This is a genomic window from Rhizobium sp. ZK1, assembly GCF_047782645.1.
Classification (GTDB): domain Bacteria; phylum Pseudomonadota; class Alphaproteobacteria; order Rhizobiales; family Rhizobiaceae; genus Rhizobium.
In genome coordinates, this window is record NZ_CP180586.1 from 1,849,181 (window position 1) to 1,865,895 (window position 16,715).

At 61.0% G+C, this 16,715-nt stretch carries 16 protein-coding genes; 9 read left to right on the forward strand and 7 right to left on the reverse strand.

All coding sequences use genetic code 11. From position 1 onward, the window contains the following. Positions 1–25: 25 nt before the first annotated feature. A complete protein-coding gene (locus tag ACK9YZ_RS09475) occupies positions 26–247 on the reverse strand; it encodes a hypothetical protein (RefSeq protein WP_416066384.1) in 222 nt (73 codons plus the stop codon). A 364-nt stretch (positions 248–611) separates the two neighbouring features. On the opposite strand from ACK9YZ_RS09475, the gene ACK9YZ_RS09480 reads away from it, so the two are divergent. Then, positions 612–1,682, forward strand: a complete 1,071-nt coding sequence (locus ACK9YZ_RS09480) for a GGDEF domain-containing protein (RefSeq protein ID WP_416066385.1) — start codon at positions 612–614, stop codon at positions 1,680–1,682. A 109-nt stretch (positions 1,683–1,791) separates the two neighbouring features. Here ACK9YZ_RS09480 and ACK9YZ_RS09485 read toward each other — a convergent pair whose 3' ends face one another. Continuing rightward, a complete protein-coding gene (locus ACK9YZ_RS09485) occupies positions 1,792–4,215 on the reverse strand; it encodes a glucan 1,4-alpha-glucosidase (RefSeq protein ID WP_416066386.1) in 2,424 nt (807 codons plus the stop codon). A 162-nt stretch (positions 4,216–4,377) separates the two neighbouring features. On the opposite strand from ACK9YZ_RS09485, the gene ACK9YZ_RS09490 reads away from it, so the two are divergent. Continuing rightward, positions 4,378–5,118 carry an ROK family protein gene (locus tag ACK9YZ_RS09490; RefSeq protein ID WP_416066387.1) on the forward strand — a complete coding sequence of 247 codons (741 nt, stop codon included), beginning with the start codon at positions 4,378–4,380 and terminating at the stop codon, positions 5,116–5,118. Positions 5,119–5,303: 185 nt separating this feature from the next. Here the strand turns inward: ACK9YZ_RS09490 and chrA are convergent, their stop codons facing one another. The 3 genes from chrA to ACK9YZ_RS09505 form a co-directional block, all read right to left on the reverse strand. Further along, a complete protein-coding gene (chrA, locus tag ACK9YZ_RS09495; RefSeq protein ID WP_416066711.1) occupies positions 5,304–6,515 on the reverse strand; it encodes a chromate efflux transporter in 1,212 nt (403 codons plus the stop codon). Between the two features lie 136 nt (positions 6,516–6,651). After that, positions 6,652–7,557 carry a DMT family transporter gene (locus ACK9YZ_RS09500; RefSeq protein ID WP_416066388.1) on the reverse strand — a complete coding sequence of 302 codons (906 nt, stop codon included), beginning with the start codon at positions 7,555–7,557 and terminating at the stop codon, positions 6,652–6,654. A 157-nt stretch (positions 7,558–7,714) separates the two neighbouring features. Further along, complete coding sequence (locus ACK9YZ_RS09505; RefSeq protein ID WP_416066712.1) at positions 7,715–9,157, reverse strand: DUF1254 domain-containing protein; 1,443 nt, start codon at positions 9,155–9,157, stop codon at positions 7,715–7,717. Positions 9,158–9,484: 327 nt separating this feature from the next. On the opposite strand from ACK9YZ_RS09505, the gene ACK9YZ_RS09510 reads away from it, so the two are divergent. The 3 genes from ACK9YZ_RS09510 to ACK9YZ_RS09520 all read left to right on the forward strand — a co-directional run bounded on the left by ACK9YZ_RS09510 (position 9,485) and on the right by ACK9YZ_RS09520 (position 11,246). After that, positions 9,485–10,120, forward strand: coding sequence for a LysE family translocator (locus ACK9YZ_RS09510; protein ID WP_416066389.1), 636 nt, complete (start codon positions 9,485–9,487; stop codon positions 10,118–10,120). A gap of 120 nt (positions 10,121–10,240) precedes the next feature. Next, positions 10,241–10,663, forward strand: a complete 423-nt coding sequence (locus ACK9YZ_RS09515) for a hypothetical protein (protein WP_416066390.1) — start codon at positions 10,241–10,243, stop codon at positions 10,661–10,663. 4 nt (positions 10,664–10,667) lie between these two features. Then, a complete protein-coding gene (locus tag ACK9YZ_RS09520; protein WP_416066391.1) occupies positions 10,668–11,246 on the forward strand; it encodes an OmpA family protein in 579 nt (192 codons plus the stop codon). Positions 11,247–11,537: 291 nt separating this feature from the next. Here the strand turns inward: ACK9YZ_RS09520 and ACK9YZ_RS09525 are convergent, their stop codons facing one another. Next, complete coding sequence (locus ACK9YZ_RS09525) at positions 11,538–11,849, reverse strand: hypothetical protein (protein WP_416066392.1); 312 nt, start codon at positions 11,847–11,849, stop codon at positions 11,538–11,540. 110 nt (positions 11,850–11,959) lie between these two features. Next, positions 11,960–12,859, reverse strand: a complete 900-nt coding sequence (locus ACK9YZ_RS09530) for a LysR family transcriptional regulator (RefSeq protein WP_183804536.1) — start codon at positions 12,857–12,859, stop codon at positions 11,960–11,962. A 114-nt stretch (positions 12,860–12,973) separates the two neighbouring features. Between ACK9YZ_RS09530 and ACK9YZ_RS09535 the strand changes: the two genes are divergently transcribed. From ACK9YZ_RS09535 to ACK9YZ_RS09550, 4 genes are read left to right on the forward strand one after another with little or no spacing between them, the layout of a single operon-like run. Continuing rightward, positions 12,974–14,056, forward strand: coding sequence for a 4-oxalomesaconate tautomerase (locus ACK9YZ_RS09535; RefSeq protein ID WP_416066393.1), 1,083 nt, complete (start codon positions 12,974–12,976; stop codon positions 14,054–14,056). 45 nt (positions 14,057–14,101) lie between these two features. Continuing rightward, positions 14,102–15,103 carry an ABC transporter substrate-binding protein gene (locus ACK9YZ_RS09540; RefSeq protein ID WP_416066394.1) on the forward strand — a complete coding sequence of 334 codons (1,002 nt, stop codon included), beginning with the start codon at positions 14,102–14,104 and terminating at the stop codon, positions 15,101–15,103. A 12-nt stretch (positions 15,104–15,115) separates the two neighbouring features. Beyond that, positions 15,116–15,946, forward strand: a complete 831-nt coding sequence (locus ACK9YZ_RS09545; protein ID WP_216758362.1) for an ABC transporter ATP-binding protein — start codon at positions 15,116–15,118, stop codon at positions 15,944–15,946. Beyond that, positions 15,930–16,703: an ABC transporter permease gene (locus ACK9YZ_RS09550; RefSeq protein ID WP_416066395.1), complete on the forward strand. Its 774-nt coding sequence runs from the start codon at positions 15,930–15,932 to the stop codon at positions 16,701–16,703. The genes ACK9YZ_RS09545 and ACK9YZ_RS09550 overlap by 17 nt, the downstream gene beginning before the upstream one ends. Positions 16,704–16,715 lie beyond the last annotated feature (12 nt).

Consider the following 16,715-nt stretch of genomic DNA (forward strand, 5'->3'; position numbering starts at 1 on the left):
CGGCAAGCCCTCAAAAGCGAACGCTCTACCGCACCGAAGCTGTCTCAGACGTATCGATATTGGCCGCTGCCGGTTTCTCCATGGCGGCGATATCGGATGCGTTGAGAATATCCCTCGCCTTCACGCTGGCGAGAATATCGGTGCTGAAGATGCCGTTGAAGAAGCCGCTCTGCTGCAGGAGGAAAGCGCCGCCGGCGAGAATGGCGAGTGCGAGAATGGTGGGCGAAGTATGACGAGACGATTGCATGATCTCATGCCTTCAACGATGGACCGCGATCCGGTCCCCGCAAATCAGGTTTCTTGAGATAGAATCTGTCGTTTCGCCCTGCCCGCCAGTAGATTAGAGAACAGACACCGACCGTCAACAAAACAAAAACAATCCCTAAAAAGAGAAAAAGACTGAACTTTTTTGGGGCCCCTCGCGCATAGGAGGTGTCTCTTTCGCAGTTGAACTTACAAAATCCTGAGAAAAATCATAGGGCTGATCATAGTATTGATGCCCATCAAACTTATCGTATGTAATCTTTGGTATATGTGGCTTTAATCTTTTCCCAAGAAATCTAAGCTAACAAGTAGAAGATTGCTTAGGAATTGGATGAGGAGTTGCCGGAATGAATACGGCCGTTGCGCCCAAGGTGCAAGTTCCCGATGTGGCGGGTCAGATCACCTATGCCATGCGTTCCATGGGCGTTGCACCAATTCCCCGCAACTACGAACTCTTCTATGAGGCCTATATTGGCTCCAACCCGGCGCTCACCCGCGACCTTGCCGCCCTCGGCAGCCAGGCGACGCAGGCCGAGATCGATGCGCTCGGCGCCCAGCATTGCGCCCACACGGCACCTGCCAAGATCTTCGATGATGCGCATAGCCGCATCGCCGGCGAACTGGAAGGCCTGCTGAGGGTGCTTCGCCAGGAGCAGACCTCGCTCGAAAGCTACAACAGGCTGCTCAACGAGACTTGCAAGCGCATCAATTCCAAGAGCACGAGCAGCGCCGACCTTATCGAAAACGCCATCGACCTGCTCACACAGGCAACCGGCGATACGATCACCCACGGTGAAAAGACCGTTGAAGACATGGTCCAGCGCTCGCAGGAGATGGATGAGGTCCGCAAGGAACTCGACGAATACAAGCGCATCGCCAATACGGACTCGCTGACGCGCCTGTCCAACCGCCGCGCCTTCGACGACCGGCTGGCCGCCGTCTTCAACAATCCGGCGCTGCGCCCGGTCACGGCGCTGCTGCTTGCCGACATCGACAATTTCAAGAAGATCAACGACACCTACGGCCACCCGGTCGGCGACAAGGTTCTGGCGACGGTCGCCTCCGTCATTCGCGCCAATGTCCGCCGCGACGTCTTCGTCGCCCGCACCGGCGGCGAGGAATTCGCGCTCATCATCGACGGCAATACGCTCGAGGAAGTAACGGCAATTGCCGAGCGCATCCGCCGCACGCTGGAATCCACCCCCTTCAAGAATTCCCGCACGCGCGTCAATTACGGCCCGGTCACGGTCTCGATCGGCATCTGCATGGCCTCGCACGCCGGCGATGCCGGTGAGCTCTATTCCAAGAGCGATATCGCCCTTTACAGCGCCAAGAACGCCGGCCGCAACTGCACCGTCGTCTATGAGGACGGCATGCAGAAGGAATTCACCAAGAGCTGGCTGATCTACAAGTCCTGATCACGGGGCGGTAATAGAGAGAAAACGAAATACATGCATCTGGTGGCCGGAAACGGCCGCTTTCTTTTTGAGTGAAGGCATGTCGCGCAAGAGTGCGCCGCTGCTTCCCTCAAACCACCTCGATCCGGAAATCCGTGCCCTCCCAGCGCTGTACATCCGTCCAGAAGATCGTGAAGTCGATCATTCCGGGGCCGAGCGTCTGCGTCGGCAGGTCGAAGACATGCATGCCGAAGCCGGTGTCGCGGCACGGGCTGTCGGTGGCGCTCGTCCAGCCGTCGGTGGACCAGCGCACCCGCGCGGGTGATGGCAGTTCGATGCGCAGCTCACGGCCCGCCGGCATCTGGTCGCGCCGGGCGGTCAGCCGCCAGGAGAATGGTGCCGGCGCCGGTTTTGCCGCGACATAGCGGGCAAAAGTCTGTGGCGGCCTGTCGAAGATCACGCCATCGCGCAGCGACCGCAGCAGCTTGATATGTTCCGCGTGCGCCCAGACCAGCGGCATGGCGCTGCCCGAGGGGCGGCCGAGGAAAAGCTCGCGTTCCGGCACGTCCTCGCTGTCCCAGATCTGCTCGGGCAAGAGCCCGCCTTGGCTCGCCGAGGCTTCGAGCGCGGCGAGCATGCGCCGTGCTTCGTCCGCTCGCCCGGCAGCGAGTTCGTAATGAGCGCGCTCGCCTGTCAGCAGCGGCCAGAGCCTGCCGACACCGCTGCCGGCAAAGGGCGCGCCGCCAATGCGCTCGCCGTAGCCGTCGTCATTGTAGCGATACCAGTAGGGACCGGCTGGAAGATCGCGCCGTAGCTCCGCATCGATCGCCGCGACCGTGCCGGTGATGCGCGGATCGTCGGCGGCCCGAAGGCCGAAGCGCACCAGCGCCAGCGCATCCGGGCTGATCAGCAGGTCCGCTTCCAGCACTTCTCCGCCATTGTCACGATTGCGGATCGGAATGAAGTCACGCCGCAGTGACAGGCTGCCGTCTGTGGCCGAGGCGATGCGCACGTAATAGCCCTCGATGCCGAGGCTGCGCGACAGTTCCGTATTGCTGGCGTAGGTCCATTCCTCGATACGCTCGTTCCAGCCATCGGCCACTTCGCGCAGATAGCGCGCCGCATCCAGCCGCCCGGCCGCTTCCACCGCGTCGGCCGCCGCAAGCAGCCCGGCGATCTCGACGGCGAGCGTGAACGGCGAATAGCCGGCATCCTCCTCCCAGCGATCCTCCTCCGTGGCGGGACCGTTTCTGACGATGTAACCCGCTGCCGCCTCGATCATGGGCAGATAGCGGCCGGCCTCCGAGGCACCGACCGCGCCCGATCGCAGCAGCATGTCGTAGAGCAGGATGGGAAATGCCGTCTCGTCCATCTGGATGCCGTACCAGTAGGGCCTTCCGTCGAGCCAGGCATTCTGCACCCAATGGCCGTCCGCCTCCTGGATGACAGCGAGATAGTCGAGCACGGAGCGCGCGTCAGCGGTAGCGCCTGCGGCAAGCAGGCCGCCCGCCGTCTCCACTAGGTCGCGCGTCCAGACCAGGTGATAGCCGCCAAGGTCGTCATCGCTCTTGCTGAAGCCCCAGGGGATGGACAGGCTGGCGATGATTGCGCCCGAGGCATCGTCGCGATGGGTGGCGAGCACGCCGGTACTGACGCGGTAGCGGTTCAGTTTATCAGGATCATGCGGCTCGTCCAACGCAAGCAGCCCGGCCTGCCACTCCCGCCAGCCGCTGCAATAGTGCTTCAGCGCCGGCTCGGCGCCGTGCTCTAGGCTGAGAAGGGTGCGCAAGGCTGCCTCCTCAGGCTGGGTGCCGAAGCCAATGGCAATCAGCGCCCTTCCCTGTTCAGCTCGCCCCTCGCCTGCCTGGATGTCGAGCGTGCCCGACAGCGCGACATTGCCTGAGGTGGCCCGGCAATATTCCTGCTTCAGCCCCTCGCCGCGTGACAATGTCTGCCAGCCGTCGGAAAAGCCGACATAGCCCACTGAGCGGGCAAGCCAGGGCACCGACGCAGCAACCGCAAGCGCCCGCCCGGAACCTTCGGCAAACAGCATCGGCCTGCGTTTGAAATCGGCATACCAGCCGGTGTTGTCGCCGCCGCCATTGACGAGATGCGGGGCGATCAGCGCGTGCAGCCGGTAGTCGGAGAGATTGCCCGTCAATGCCTCGAAGCGGATGTCTTGCAGCACCACCTCGCGCTCCGGGTCCGAAAAGATGGTCTTGGTGATGCGATAGCGCCCATCGCGCGCGGTATTGACGATGCGGAAGGCAGGAACGCCATCCTCGATCGCCTGCACACTGTGATCGGCATCGCGCTTCTCCTCTGAGAAATAGTTCTTCGCCGTGACGATGAAGCCGAAATCGCGCACGCAGGCCATATCGAGCCGTGGCGCGTAGATCTCGTTGAGGATACCATGGCTGGCCGTGAACCAGACGCAGCTCGCCGAATTGACTGATGTGCCGACCGCGCTCTTATCGCTCGAGGTCCAGCGTGGTTCGATGCCCGGTGCACCAGGCGGCACGACGGAACCGGGTGGCAATGTCGGAAAGGCCAAGTGCAGTTCCTCCGCTCAGGCTGTGCTTCTCATCGAGCGCGACATCCTGAGACGAAATTGAATGATCCGCAATATACCGGCCTTGACAGTTGCCGCCGATCTTGTGCCGGATAGGATCGCGCGGGGAGCTGAAGCGGGCATTGCCCGGGAGGAGCGTCAGGCATGGCTGACATGACGGAAGCATCTGAAGCAAAACAGACAAGCGAGCGCAGCAAGCCGAAGGCGGCAGCATCTGCCGGCCGCATCGTGCTCGCCGTCGATATTGGCGGCTCGCATGTGAAAGCGGAACTCAGCAGCGGCAGCGAGCGACGCTCGGTCGTTTCAGGGTCGAAGATGACGGCGGCCAGGATGGTGGACACGCTCAGCGATCTCACCGCCGACTGGCACTATGACCTCGTCGCCATGGGCTATCCCGGCCCTGTCGCCGCTCATCGCCCGGCGGCCGATCCGTTCAACCTCGGGCCGGGATGGAAGGGTTTCGATTTCGAGACAGCCCTCGGCAAGCCCGTGCGCATGGTCAACGACGCGCTGATGCAGGCGATCGGCAGCTACGAGGCCGGCCGCATGCTCTTCCTCGGCCTCGGCACCGGTCTCGGCTCGGCCATGATCGCCGAAAACGTCTGCATGCCGCTCGAACTGGCGCACATGCCCTACAAGAAGGCGACATTCGAAGATTATGTCGGCGAACGCGGCCTGGAAGGCCGCGGTAAAGGCAAATGGAGAAAGTCGGTCTTCGACGTCGCCGATCGCCTGAATGCTGCCCTGCTGCCCGATTACATCGTCATCGGCGGCGGCAATGTCGAACGGCTCAAGGAATTGCCGCCGAAGTGCCGGCGCGGCAACAATGACAACGCCTTCCGCGGCGGTTTCCGGATCTGGCTCGACGACAGCCTGCGGCTGTGAGCGGCACCCGAACGGGCAAGCTGGCCCGATTTGGGCCGGAAGCTGATTACGACCTGATCGAACCCCAAACCAGTTTCGGCTCCGCCCACCCGATAAGACAGCCGCAGGCCAGTGTCACTGGTCGTTGACCACGAGGCAGGCCATCGCGCGCTGCTCCCCGGCGAAACCACGTCTCGTTCCAGCCATCAGGCGGAAAGCTGCAGCAGGATCGCACTTGCTGCCATCAGCAGCACGACGATCCATGGCGGCGCCTTCCAGACGACCAGCAGAAGGAAGCCTGACAGGGCAAGGGCAAAATCGGTCGATGTCAGGACCGCGCTTGTCCACACCGGATTGTAGAGGGCCGCCCCCAGTACGCCGACCACGGCTGCATTTGCGCCACGCATGGCCGCCTGGGCCAGTGGATAGGTGCTGAGCCTGTCCCAGAAAGGCAGGGTGCCGAGCAGCAGCAGAAAGCCGGGCAGAAAGATGGCGGCCAGAGAGATAGCTGCGCCAGCGATACCGTTGGGAGACGGCCCCATCACGGCTCCGAGATAGGCCGAAAACGTAAAGAGCGGACCGGGTACCGCCTGTGCAACGCCGTAACCGGCGAGAAACGCGTTTTCCGAAACCCAGCCCGACCGCACGACCTCCGCCTCGAGCAGCGGCAGGACGACATGTCCGCCACCGAATACCAGCGCACCCGAGCGATAGAAGGCATCGAAAAGGCGCAGCCCCTGCGAATCCATGATGGAAGCGATGAGCGGCAATCCGAACAGCAGAAGCAGGAACGCCAGCAGACAGATGACGCCTGCAGATCTCGATATTCCGAACGAAAAACCTGTCCGCGGCTCGACCGCGGCCCCGCGGCAAAGGACGAGCCCTGAAACGGCACCCAGCACGATGGCTGCGAGCTGGCCGAGCGTCCCTCCTGCTGTCACCATGAAAATCGCGGCCAGCGCGATGCCGCCGCGCGGCCTGTCGGGTGTCAGCGATCGTGCCATGCCCCAGACGGCTTGTGCCACCACCGCCACGGCGACGAGCTTCAATCCATGCAGCAGGCCCTGCCCGGCGGGATTGTCGAGCGCGGTGGCGGCGGTCGCGAAGATGAGGAGGATCAGGGCAGACGGAAGCGTGAATGCGCTCCACGCCGCAAGCGCCCCCAGCGGCCCGCCGCGCAGCAGGCCCATGGCAAAGCCGACCTGGCTCGATGCGGGACCGGGAAGAAACTGACAGAGGGCAACGAGATCGGCATAGCCCTTCTCGTCAATCCATTTGCGCCGCGTCACGAGCTCGTCGCGGAAATAGCCGAGATGCGCGATCGGTCCGCCGAACGACGTGAGGCCAAGCTTCAGGAAGGCGCCGAAGACCTCCGCAGGCGTACCTGCCGATGGAGCCGCCGTCTTCTCCCCAGTCATTTCCTTTGCATCCACGCCAATATTTCCCGTTGCTCCGCCCCCGTACCTCATCATTAATGACAGCACGATGACAACAGGTGATTTTCGATGTCAGTCGAATAAGCCGTTGCAGATTTTGTGGTCTTGGCGGCATGGATCAGACAGCCTGACGGATCCGCGTTCGGGCGGGCAGCGTCATGGCGATGACACCGGCCATGACGCAGGCAAGACCAAGCACTGCCGTGGAAGACAGCGTTTCGCCGAGGGAGACGACACCGATTGCAACGCCGATCGGCACCCTGAGATAGGCCTGGGCCGTGGCACCCACCGAACCGAGCGTCTGCACGAGACGGAAATAGATCACGAAGGCGAGTGCCGTCGAGAAGACGGAGAGAGCAAGGAGCGCTAGCAGCGAATGGAGGCTCGGCTGCAAAGTCCAGGGATGATCGACGATGACGCTGACCGGGATCAGGATTGCCGCCCCCGATATCAGCGAGCCGGCAGCCGGCATCATGGGGTCAAGCCCCCTGAAATTCCGGCCGAAGACTGCGGCACCCGCATAGCAGATCGTGGCGGTCACGATCGCAAGCTGCGCGGTGAGCGCCTGTCCGATGCTGCCGAGCGCACCGACGCCGATGATTAAGGCGGTTCCGATCAATCCCGAGGACACGCCGAACAGCTTGCGGCCTGTCAGGGCCTCATGCCGGGTGATCAGTGCCGTGATCAGAAAGGCAAAGATCGGCGTCGTGGAATTCAGGATGGCCGCAAGACCGGCATCGGTCGTCCGCTCGGCCCAGGCAATCAGTGTGAAGGGTAGGACGCTGTTGAGGCAGGCCTGAAACAGGAAGCAGGTCCATGCTTTTCGCTCGCGGGGCAGCTTGAGGCCAAGCCAGCGGATGATGGCGAGAAGCAGCGCGCCGGCGATGAATGTCCGTGCTGCCACCAGCGTGACCGGCGGAATGGTTTCGACGCCGATCTTGATGAACGTGTAGGAGGCTCCCCAGAGCGTCGAAAGCGCCAGAAGCAGCGCCAGCTCCGTTGTCATCGTTGCCGTCTTTTCCATCGCAGTCGCTTTCCCTCGTGCAAAACCGACCGCCTGTTTAACGGCTGCGGCCGCAAAATGCTTCGATGCGGGACGAACTATCGATGGAAAAGAAAGGCTTGGCGGGACGCGCCTGTTGCGTCGCGTGCCCGCAAAGCCTCCGGTGCGCTTCGCCTTATCACTGAGCAGCGAGCGGAGCCGCTGGAGCCGCACGCGTCACCGGCGGCGGGTTCCACTTGCCGATCAGCGCGCTACCCTTCGGCGCATAGAGCCTCATCGTCAGATTATACGGGCCGTTCGGCGCCGGCAGCCAGTTCCATTCCCTATCCTTCCCGGGGCTTTCGGTCTGGAAATAAAGGTCGAGCGAGCCGTCGGCGTTATACTGGAACGGCATCCAGCTGCTGACCGCGAAACGGTTAAGCGGGTTGGCGACCTGGAAGCCGTCGCTGTCATAGAGGGTGACCGACCAGAAAGCGTTGACCGGCGGAATCGCCTCCTTTTCGAAATGGATGGTGTAATTGCTTCGTCCGTCCAGCGGGTTGCCGGTTTCATCCGCAAGGTTCAACGGATAGATGGCGTCTTCGGGCAGATTGGCGCCAAGTCCCTGTTGCGCCACGATCGCTCGTTTCAGGTAGTAATTGCCATAGACGCCCATCGTGTCGGTGTTCATCGACCAGCCGTTGACCACGCGTGCCAATGTCTTCAGCTTCCAGCCCATGAGCGCCTGCGCATCCTGAGGTGCCGTCTTCAACGCTTTCTGAACGATGGGATCGGCCTTGGACAGGTCAAAGCTCTTGCCGGGCTCGATACCGATCTGCTTCATGCGGGCAATGATCGGTTGATCGGTGCTGTGCGGCGGATGAAGTTTCAGGAGTTCGGCAGCGTAAGCGAAATAGTCTTCCGCCGAAGCCGTATCGGCCTGCATCTTAGGCGGCGTCTTCATGTCGACGGAAGGGTCTATCTTGACCTCGGCCGGCTTGGCGTCTTTGCCCCACTGCGACAGCGGCGTGATCTTGTAGCCGTCCTGGATCTTGTGAACGGCATCGTAGTCATCGGGGCCATCGGTCTTGGTGCGCCCGATGATCCAGACATAGGGCGTCGGAGCGTCGATCCGTTCGGTCCCATCAGGCAGCTTGAATTCATCGAACCTGTCGCGAAGCTCGGGCCTCCAGCCGGGCGGTGCGATCAGGAAATTTCCGGCCGATGTTCCGGTCGTTCGCCAGCCCGGCGCGGCGAACACATCCGTCCACATGTCCAGCATCGGCAGTAGGTAATAGCGGCCTCCGGTATCCGGCGCGGTAACCACCACCGGCTCCGTCGTCAGATCGAGCCAGCCGCTCGAATAGAGCGTGTCGAAATTCGGCCGGACCACGGCCTTCATGTCCGCCGTCGGAAACGCGCGGATATTGATGAACCGGTTGGGCGGACCGCCGATTGCCCCCTCCTTCGGTTCCATGTTGGTCAATTGCTTGCGGGTGATGTCCATCGTTATCAGCGGATAAAAATAGACATAGGCCTCGATGCCGATCTGACGCGCCTCCTCCTCCGTCAGGGAGGCGGCCCCGGCCTCAGGTGCGGCCGGAATGGCCATCGAAGCAATTGACAGGAAGACGAACGACATAGGCGTTCGCAACAGGCGTTTGATCCCAAACTGGATTGTCATGTGCGTTTCCCCCCGAACGAAATGAAGAACCCGGCAGGACCTCGATTTACGCCGGCGCATCTTTGGCGAGACCAAGATGGCCAATGTACTCGGACCTGCTGAGCGACCCGACCGAAACATAAAGGGCGTATATCCGGAAGTACGTTACAGTAAACGGCGCCGTAAATGGCCGGGATACAGAACTCTTTGCTTCGATCCGGAGCAGGATATTGGCTTTGATTGAAGGCCCTTCCGCAAATGTCAGGCGAATGCCATAACTCGATTCCCGACACGGAGGAGGACGACATGACTGAAATGACGGTTCTTGCATTTGCGCTCGTGGCATTCATCGGCATCGCCACGCCCGGCCCGACCGTGCTTCTCGCCCTGGCGAACGGCTCGAAATTCGGAGTGCGCCGGGCGATATCGGGCATGATCGGTGCTGTCATGTCCGACTTCGTGTTGATCGGCGCAGTCGCATTGGGTCTTGGCGCCCTGCTCGCGGCCTCGGAATTCTGGTTCACCGTCGTCAAATGGGTCGGCGTCTGCTACCTCGCCTTCCTGGGTGTGATGCTGCTGCGTTCGAAGGGAACGTTTGACGTCTCGCTGCGCTCTGAAAGCGGGAACGCATCCGGCTCAGTTGTGACGATCTTCCTGAAGAGTTTTCTCGTCGCCGTCACCAACCCGAAGGGCTATCTGTTCTTCTCGGCCTTCCTGCCGCAATTCATCGATCCCTCGGGTCCGCAGGTCGAGCAATATGCCATTCTCGCCCTCGTCTTCGCCGCCATCGATTTCATGGTCATGTTCGGCTACGCGGCTCTTGGCTCGCAGGCCGTCCGGCTGCTCCGGAAATCGGGCGCGCTCTGGCTCGACCGGATCTGCGGCAGTGCCTTGCTGACGCTTGCCGGGTCCTTGGCGCTCTATCGGCGGGCTAGCTCGTAACTCCCCTCACCTGCCGATTTACAGCGAGTTTACGGTAACGTACTTATCCGAACTCTCCTGATCTGCATTCAATAGTCCCGAGGGGGCGCCATTCCGGCGCCGCAACAGGAGGGCTTGTGCATGCGTGGAGTATGGAGACTGACTGGCGCGGCGGCGATCGCCATCATCGGCTGGACGGGTGCGGCGAAGGCAGACACGATCAGCTATGCCGATGCGATCACCGTGCTCGCGAAGGATTGCGGCGCCGATATCAAGAAGCTCTGCAAGGGGCTGAACCTCGGCAATAACAGGATCGCCGATTGCCTCGCCCAGAATGCGGGCAAAGTCTCGCCAACCTGCACATCCACGCTTGCGAGTGTTGCGGCATCGATCCAGAAGCGGGAGCAGGCGCAGACGGCCTACAGCAAGGTCTGCGCCACCGACATGGCGCGGCGCTGCAATGGCGTCGTCGGCGACGGCTACATTCTCGCATGCCTGGCCAAAAAGCAGAAAACGATCAGTGCCCGGTGCAATCAGGCGATATCGGATGCAGGCTGGAGGTAAGGTCATGATGTCAAGAAAAATCGCCCTCGCCGGCTTTGCTGCCGCCCTCCTCTTGCCCGCTCTTGCGCTTGCGCAGCAAGTCTCCCAGGAGCGGATCATCAACGGTCTTGGAAAGCTTCAGGGGGCAGCGCCCATCGTCGACGTCGAACTGCTGAGACAGGAGGCACTGACCGGGTCCGGAAAACAGATGTCCGGCCTGCCGAACTGGAGCAAGGTCGCGCGCCTGCCGCAGATGGTGGTCGAGATCGACTTCGCGAACGATTCCGTCGCCATCGAACCGGAATCCTACCGCACGCTGGGCATGATCGCCGATGCGCTGCATCACCCGAACCTCTGGGCCTACAAGTTCCTCGTCGTCGGCCATACGAGTTCGACCGGCACCGACCAGCACAATCTAGACCTCAGCCAACAGCGGGCCGAGGCGATCAAGGAGATTCTTTCGACCACCTTCGCCATCGATCCGAGTCGCCTTTATGCCGTCGGGGTCGGCGAATATTTCCCGATCGAGGGCTCGAAATCGGAGGCCGCCAATAACAGGCGCGTCCAGCTTTACAATCTCGGTGTCTTCACCAGGAAGCAATGAGCGGCCGGAACCGGAGCTGTCGTCGTGGACTTCCTTCGCGATCTCGCCGGGTGGACCATTCTGCCCGTCGCCGCGATATTGCCGATCGTGCAGCTTCGCTGGCGGGTGCGATCGCGATTCGGCTGGCTGCGTAAGAGGCCGTTTTTAACCGCCGGTCCCGCTCGGTGTGCCGCAGCAAAATGCGCCAACTGGTCGGCATCGGCCTTCTGAAAAGCCTGGCAGGCCTTGGCGCGCGTAGTGTAATCCCGGCAGCCGGCATAGGCCGCGAGTTTTCGCAGCGGTGCCGTCGGATCACCGGCCGAGCCAGCGATATTCCTGGATCGAGGCCTTGCCGGTTTTCTTGTCGTAAAGGCAGATCAGGTTGACGTTCTTGACCCGGCTCTTGCCCTTGCCCATCGAGCCTCGCAGCAGAACGGCGACCTTGCCCGTGGCGTCATCGAACACGATCGGAGCGGTCGCTTCGGGCGTATCCATGCCGGATTGGCCGATGCACGTGCCGTTCACCTTGGCAAACAGTGCATTCCAGGCGGCATCGCTGGAGGCGCCGGCATAGTGAGCCGTCAACAGCAGTGTGGCGGCCGCAATCGTCATTGTCTTGATCATTCTCAAACCCTTGTTGAACGGAAAGGAATCGTTCCCGTGCGGGACTTGTCGGCGAGAAGTCGGCGGAACTGAGACTTCCGGTTTTGCGGCTGCCGATTTCTCAGCGTCTTTCAATCATTTCCCCACACACCAATCAACATCTTGAGAAAACGCTCCGCTGCCGGCGACAGGGTGCCGCCGCGACGGCGAACCACGCCGATCGTGCGTGATATCTCGGGATTGCGGATCGGGCGGGTGATCAGAAACGGATGGTCTTCTCTTGGGGTAGCCATTCTCGGCAGTACGGAAATCCCGAGGCCTGCCTCCACCAACCCGAGGGAGGTGGACAGATGGGTTACCTCGTAGAACCAGCGAAGCTTGATGTTCGATTTTGCCAGTGCTGCATCGAGCAGCGTTCTGTTGCCGCTTGATCGGTGAACCGTGATCAGATGATAGGGCTCCAGTTCCGCCCACCCGACCCATGGTTTTGCTGCAAGAGGGTGATCCTTGCGGGCTGCAAGCACGAACGGGTCTTCCGCGAGCCGCTCGAAGGTCAGGTCCGGATCCGACGTGCCCATGATATTTATGCCGAATTCAACCTCCCCGCGTGCCACGGCTTGAAGACCGTCGGTCGCCGGCAAGTCGAGGATGCGAAAGCGGATGTTCGGGTACTCCTCGTTGAACTGTCTGATGACTGTAGGCAGGAAGTAGAATGCCGCGGTGGGGAGGCATGCGATCGTTACCAATCCGCCCCGATTGGGTCCAACGTCACGAACAGCAAACAGAGAGCCATCGAACTCCTCCAGCATACGCCGGACGAGCGGCACGAACTCTGTACCGAGAGCCGTGGCGCTGACATGCCTGGTTGTCCGCTCCAGGAGCGGCGCTCCGACAACCTGCTCCAGTTTTTGAATGCGGCGGCTCAACGCGGGCTGTGACAGATGCAAGGCCTCGGCGGCGCGATGAAAACTCTCCAGCTCTACGACGCTCAGGAACGCGCGAAGGTCAAGGATCTCGCAATTAATGCTCATGACGCATCAATCCCCCGATTTTTAGCATTTCACAAATAAACGCCTGTTCCGATAATTGGATCAAACGGTGCCGATTGATACGGCGATGACATAATTCTGATGGAAGCACAAGCGATGAACGACCTGTTGGCGATCCCTTGCGTATTGATGAGAGGCGGCACCTCGAAGGGTCCGTTTTTCCTGGCAAGCGATCTTCCCGCGACTGCCGGTCAGCGTGACGAGATCCTGCTGTCCATCATGGGCTCGGGTCATCCGCTGCAGATCGACGGCATAGGCGGCGGCAATCCGGTCACGAGCAAGGTGGCGATCGTCGGGCCTGCCGGCATTGCCGGCGCCGACGTGGATTATCTCTTTGCACAGGTGCGGATCGACCAACAGATTGTCGACACCTCCCCGAACTGCGGCAACATGCTGGCTGCGGTCGGCCCGTTTGCCATCGAAGCCGGACTCGTCCCGGTTCGCGGAGAAACGACGCTCGTCCGGATCCATAATGTCAACACCGGCAAGCTGATCGAGGCCGAGGTTCCCACTCCAAACGGCAGCGTCTCCTATCTCGGTGATGCTGCAATCGATGGCGTGCCCGGACGTGCAGCGCCGATCGCACTGACCTTCATGGACGCAGCCGGGGCTCGTACCGGGCAGCTCTTTCCCACTGGCAGGCCCGTCGACCTGATCGATGGCGTTGCTGTCACCTGCATCGACTGCGCAATGCCGATGATGTTGATCGAGGCCGCCGCGATCGGCGCAACCGGCTCGGAATCGGCGGCTGAACTCAATGCTGATGAGGAATTGCTGACGCGGCTGGAAAAGTTGCGTATCGCTGCTGGCGAACGGATGGGCCTCGGCGACGTGCGCAATCAGGTAACGCCGAAGCCGGTTCTCATTTCCCGGCCAAAGTCGGGAGGTGACATCAGCGTACGGTATTTCATGCCGCATCAATGTCATCCGTCGCTGGCAACCACCGGCGCCGTAGGAATCGCCACAGCCTGTATCAGCCAGGATACGGTCGCTTCGCTTTTGATCGGCAGGCGTACCCCTCCAGTCGTTCTTTCCATAGAACACCCAAGCGGTCACCTGGACGTCAAACTGTATGAGAGGGACGGCCAGGTCGTCGCCGGAATCCTTCGCACCGCCCGCCGGCTGTTTGAAGGACACGTATTCGCAAAACCTGTCGCGCGACTGGGTTACGCGGCATAATAACCGTGGCCGCCGGGAGGGCGCCACCAACAGGAGGAGAATATCATGCGCAAACTCATGCTCGCCCTCGCGGCAACCGTCGCGTTTGCCGGTTCCGCATTTGCGGATCCGGTCCGCATCAGCGTCGGCTCTTACAACCTCAACAATCTTCCCTTTCCGGTCGCCCAGGGGCTCGGCCTTTATGAAAAGGAAGGCCTGGAGGTGACCGTCGAAAACTTCGCATCGGGCGGGTCGAAGACGCTTCAGGCGCTTGTTGCCGGCTCGACGGATATTGCCGTCGGCTTCTACGACCATACGATCCAGATGCAATCGCAGAAGAAGGCTGTCGTGGCGTTCGTACAGCTCGCCCGCAATTCAGGGCTCGTGCTGGCTGGCGGCAAGAACAGCACTTTCGATCCGGCAAAACCGGAAACGATCAAAGGCGCAAAAATCGGCATCACCTCGCCGGGCTCGTCTTCCGATTTCTTCGTCCGCTATTATCTGCAGCGCCACGGCCTGTCCGCCGACGACGTCTCGCTGATCGGCGTTGGCTCAGGATCTGCCGCTGTCGCGGCCGTTGAGCAGGGCAAGGTCGACCTCCTCGTCAACTACGACCCGGCAGCGACCTTCATCGAGGCCAAGGGCGTCGGCAAGATCCTGATCGACGGGCGCAGCGACGACGGTGCGAAGGCGATCTATGGCGGGATTTACCCGACCTCCGTTCTCTATGCCACGCAGAGCTATATCGAGGAAAATCCGGAGACCATCCAGAAGGTCACGAATGCGACGGTCAAAGCGCTCGAGTGGATGAATAGCCACTCGGCGGAGGAGATCGTCGACAAGCTGCCGAAGGAGTTCATTTCCGGCGATCGTGACACCTACGTCAAGGCGGTCGAGAACGCGAAAGCGATCTTCTCGAAGGACGGGCGCATCAACGAGGAGGATATCAAGATTCCCCTCGCCGTTCTGAAGAGCTTCAACGAAAAAGTCGCGGCGGCCGAAATCGACCTTACGAAAACCTACACGAACGAGTTCGTCGGCAAGGTCCCGAACGTCGCAGCCAACTGACAGGAGGAGGTCATGGCATTGGCCGTAGTAAAAACCGCAGCCCCGACGGACAGTCCGCATCAAGCAAAGCCGATGGTTTCCATCGACGCGGTCACCATGGCCTTTGGCGCCTACGTGGCCGTGCAGGATGTGAACTTGAAAGTCTCCGATGGTGAGTTCCTCGCCATCGTTGGTCCAACCGGCTGCGGCAAGAGCACAATACTCAATGCAATCGCCGGCCTGCTGAAACCTGCTGATGGCACCGTATCGATCGACGGTCAGCCGGTACGCGGGGTTCAGAACGACATCGGTTATCTCTTTCAGCAGGATGCATTGCTTCCGTGGAAGACCGCAATCGAGAACGTGGAGCTCGGACCCATGTTCAAGGGTGTCGGTACTGCCGAACGTCGCGAGCAGTCGATGAGATGGCTGGCGAAAGTCGGGCTGAAAGGGTTCGAGCATCGCTATCCCCACCAGCTTTCAGGCGGACAGCGCAAGCGCGTCCAGATGGCCCAGGCGCTGATCACCGGTCCCAAGGTCATTCTGATGGACGAACCTTTCTCCGCGCTCGATATCCATACCCGCCATCTGATGCAGAACGAACTGTTGCGGCTTTGGCAGGAAGAAAGACGCGCGGTCGTGATGATCACGCACGACCTCGAGGAGGCAATTGCTCTCGGTGATCGGGTCGTGGTGCTTGCTGCGGGACCGCGTTCGCGCGTGATCGACAGCTTCCCCGTCGATCTCGAACGCCCTCGCGATGTCGCGGAAATCAAGCTCGATCCGCGCTTCATGGATCTTTATCGCAACATCTGGTCGTCGCTGCGCGGCGAAGTGGAGAAAAGCTATGAACGCCATGACTGAACGCCTTATCCAAATCGTGCTCTTGGTAGCAATTGTCGGAGGCTGGCAGCTGGGTGTCGAGGTCGGCTTCATCGACGTCTTCTTTTTTCCGGCTCCGGTCGACATCTTCAATCAGGTCGCATCCTGGGTGGTGGACACCAGCTTCTATAGCCATGTCGCCATCACCCTGACGGAAACCGTGCTCGGCTATCTGGTCGGTACGGCACTTGGTGTAGCAGCAGGCGTCTGGCTCGGTCTCAGCCGTTCGACCGCGCGTATTCTGGACCCCTTCATCAAGGGCTTGAACGCGATTCCTCGAGTCGTACTTGCGCCGATCTTCGTCCTCTGGCTCGGTCTCGGTCTCTGGTCCAAGGTGGCGCTCGCCGTGACGCTGGTGTTCTTCGTCACGTTCTTCAACGCCTTGCAAGGCGTCCGGGAAGTGAACCCGGTGGTGCTGTCGAACGCCCGCATTCTAGGGGCCAGGCGGTCGGATCTGCTCCGCCACGTCTATTTCCCGGCAGCCGCGAGCTGGATCCTCTCCTCCCTGCGCACATCGGTCGGCTTTGCCGTCGTTGGAGCGATCATCGGCGAATATCTTGGCTCTTCCGCTGGTCTTGGCTACCTCATCGCCCAAGCAGAAGGCAATTTCGATGCGGTCGGCGTCTTCGCAGGCATCCTGATCCTGGCGGTTTTTGTCCTTATTATCGACAGCATCCTGGACATCGCCGAGAAGCACCTCATCAAGTGGAAAACGAGCGTTTCCGAACGGCCTGCATGACAATCGTCAGCG

Excerpts from the sequence above, each read along its gene's own strand:
- ACK9YZ_RS09545 (WP_216758362.1), top strand. The coding sequence starts at position 15,116 with ATGGCATTGGCCGTAGTAAAAACCGCAGCCCCGACGGACAGTCCGCAT.
- ACK9YZ_RS09520 (WP_416066391.1), top strand. The coding sequence starts at position 10,668 with ATGATGTCAAGAAAAATCGCCCTCGCCGGCTTTGCTGCCGCCCTCCTC.
- ACK9YZ_RS09480 (WP_416066385.1), top strand. The coding sequence starts at position 612 with ATGAATACGGCCGTTGCGCCCAAGGTGCAAGTTCCCGATGTGGCGGGT.
- ACK9YZ_RS09475 (WP_416066384.1), bottom strand. The coding sequence starts at position 247 with ATGCAATCGTCTCGTCATACTTCGCCCACCATTCTCGCACTCGCCATT.
- ACK9YZ_RS09540 (WP_416066394.1), top strand. The coding sequence starts at position 14,102 with ATGCGCAAACTCATGCTCGCCCTCGCGGCAACCGTCGCGTTTGCCGGT.
- ACK9YZ_RS09550 (WP_416066395.1), top strand. The coding sequence starts at position 15,930 with ATGAACGCCATGACTGAACGCCTTATCCAAATCGTGCTCTTGGTAGCA.
- ACK9YZ_RS09535 (WP_416066393.1), top strand. The coding sequence starts at position 12,974 with ATGAACGACCTGTTGGCGATCCCTTGCGTATTGATGAGAGGCGGCACC.
- ACK9YZ_RS09510 (WP_416066389.1), top strand. The coding sequence starts at position 9,485 with ATGACTGAAATGACGGTTCTTGCATTTGCGCTCGTGGCATTCATCGGC.
- ACK9YZ_RS09525 (WP_416066392.1), bottom strand. The coding sequence starts at position 11,849 with ATGATCAAGACAATGACGATTGCGGCCGCCACACTGCTGTTGACGGCT.
- ACK9YZ_RS09515 (WP_416066390.1), top strand. The coding sequence starts at position 10,241 with ATGCGTGGAGTATGGAGACTGACTGGCGCGGCGGCGATCGCCATCATC.
- ACK9YZ_RS09505 (WP_416066712.1), bottom strand. The coding sequence starts at position 9,157 with ATGTCGTTCGTCTTCCTGTCAATTGCTTCGATGGCCATTCCGGCCGCA.
- ACK9YZ_RS09500 (WP_416066388.1), bottom strand. The coding sequence starts at position 7,557 with ATGGAAAAGACGGCAACGATGACAACGGAGCTGGCGCTGCTTCTGGCG.
- chrA (WP_416066711.1), bottom strand. The coding sequence starts at position 6,515 with ATGACTGGGGAGAAGACGGCGGCTCCATCGGCAGGTACGCCTGCGGAG.
- ACK9YZ_RS09530 (WP_183804536.1), bottom strand. The coding sequence starts at position 12,859 with ATGAGCATTAATTGCGAGATCCTTGACCTTCGCGCGTTCCTGAGCGTC.
- ACK9YZ_RS09490 (WP_416066387.1), top strand. The coding sequence starts at position 4,378 with ATGGCTGACATGACGGAAGCATCTGAAGCAAAACAGACAAGCGAGCGC.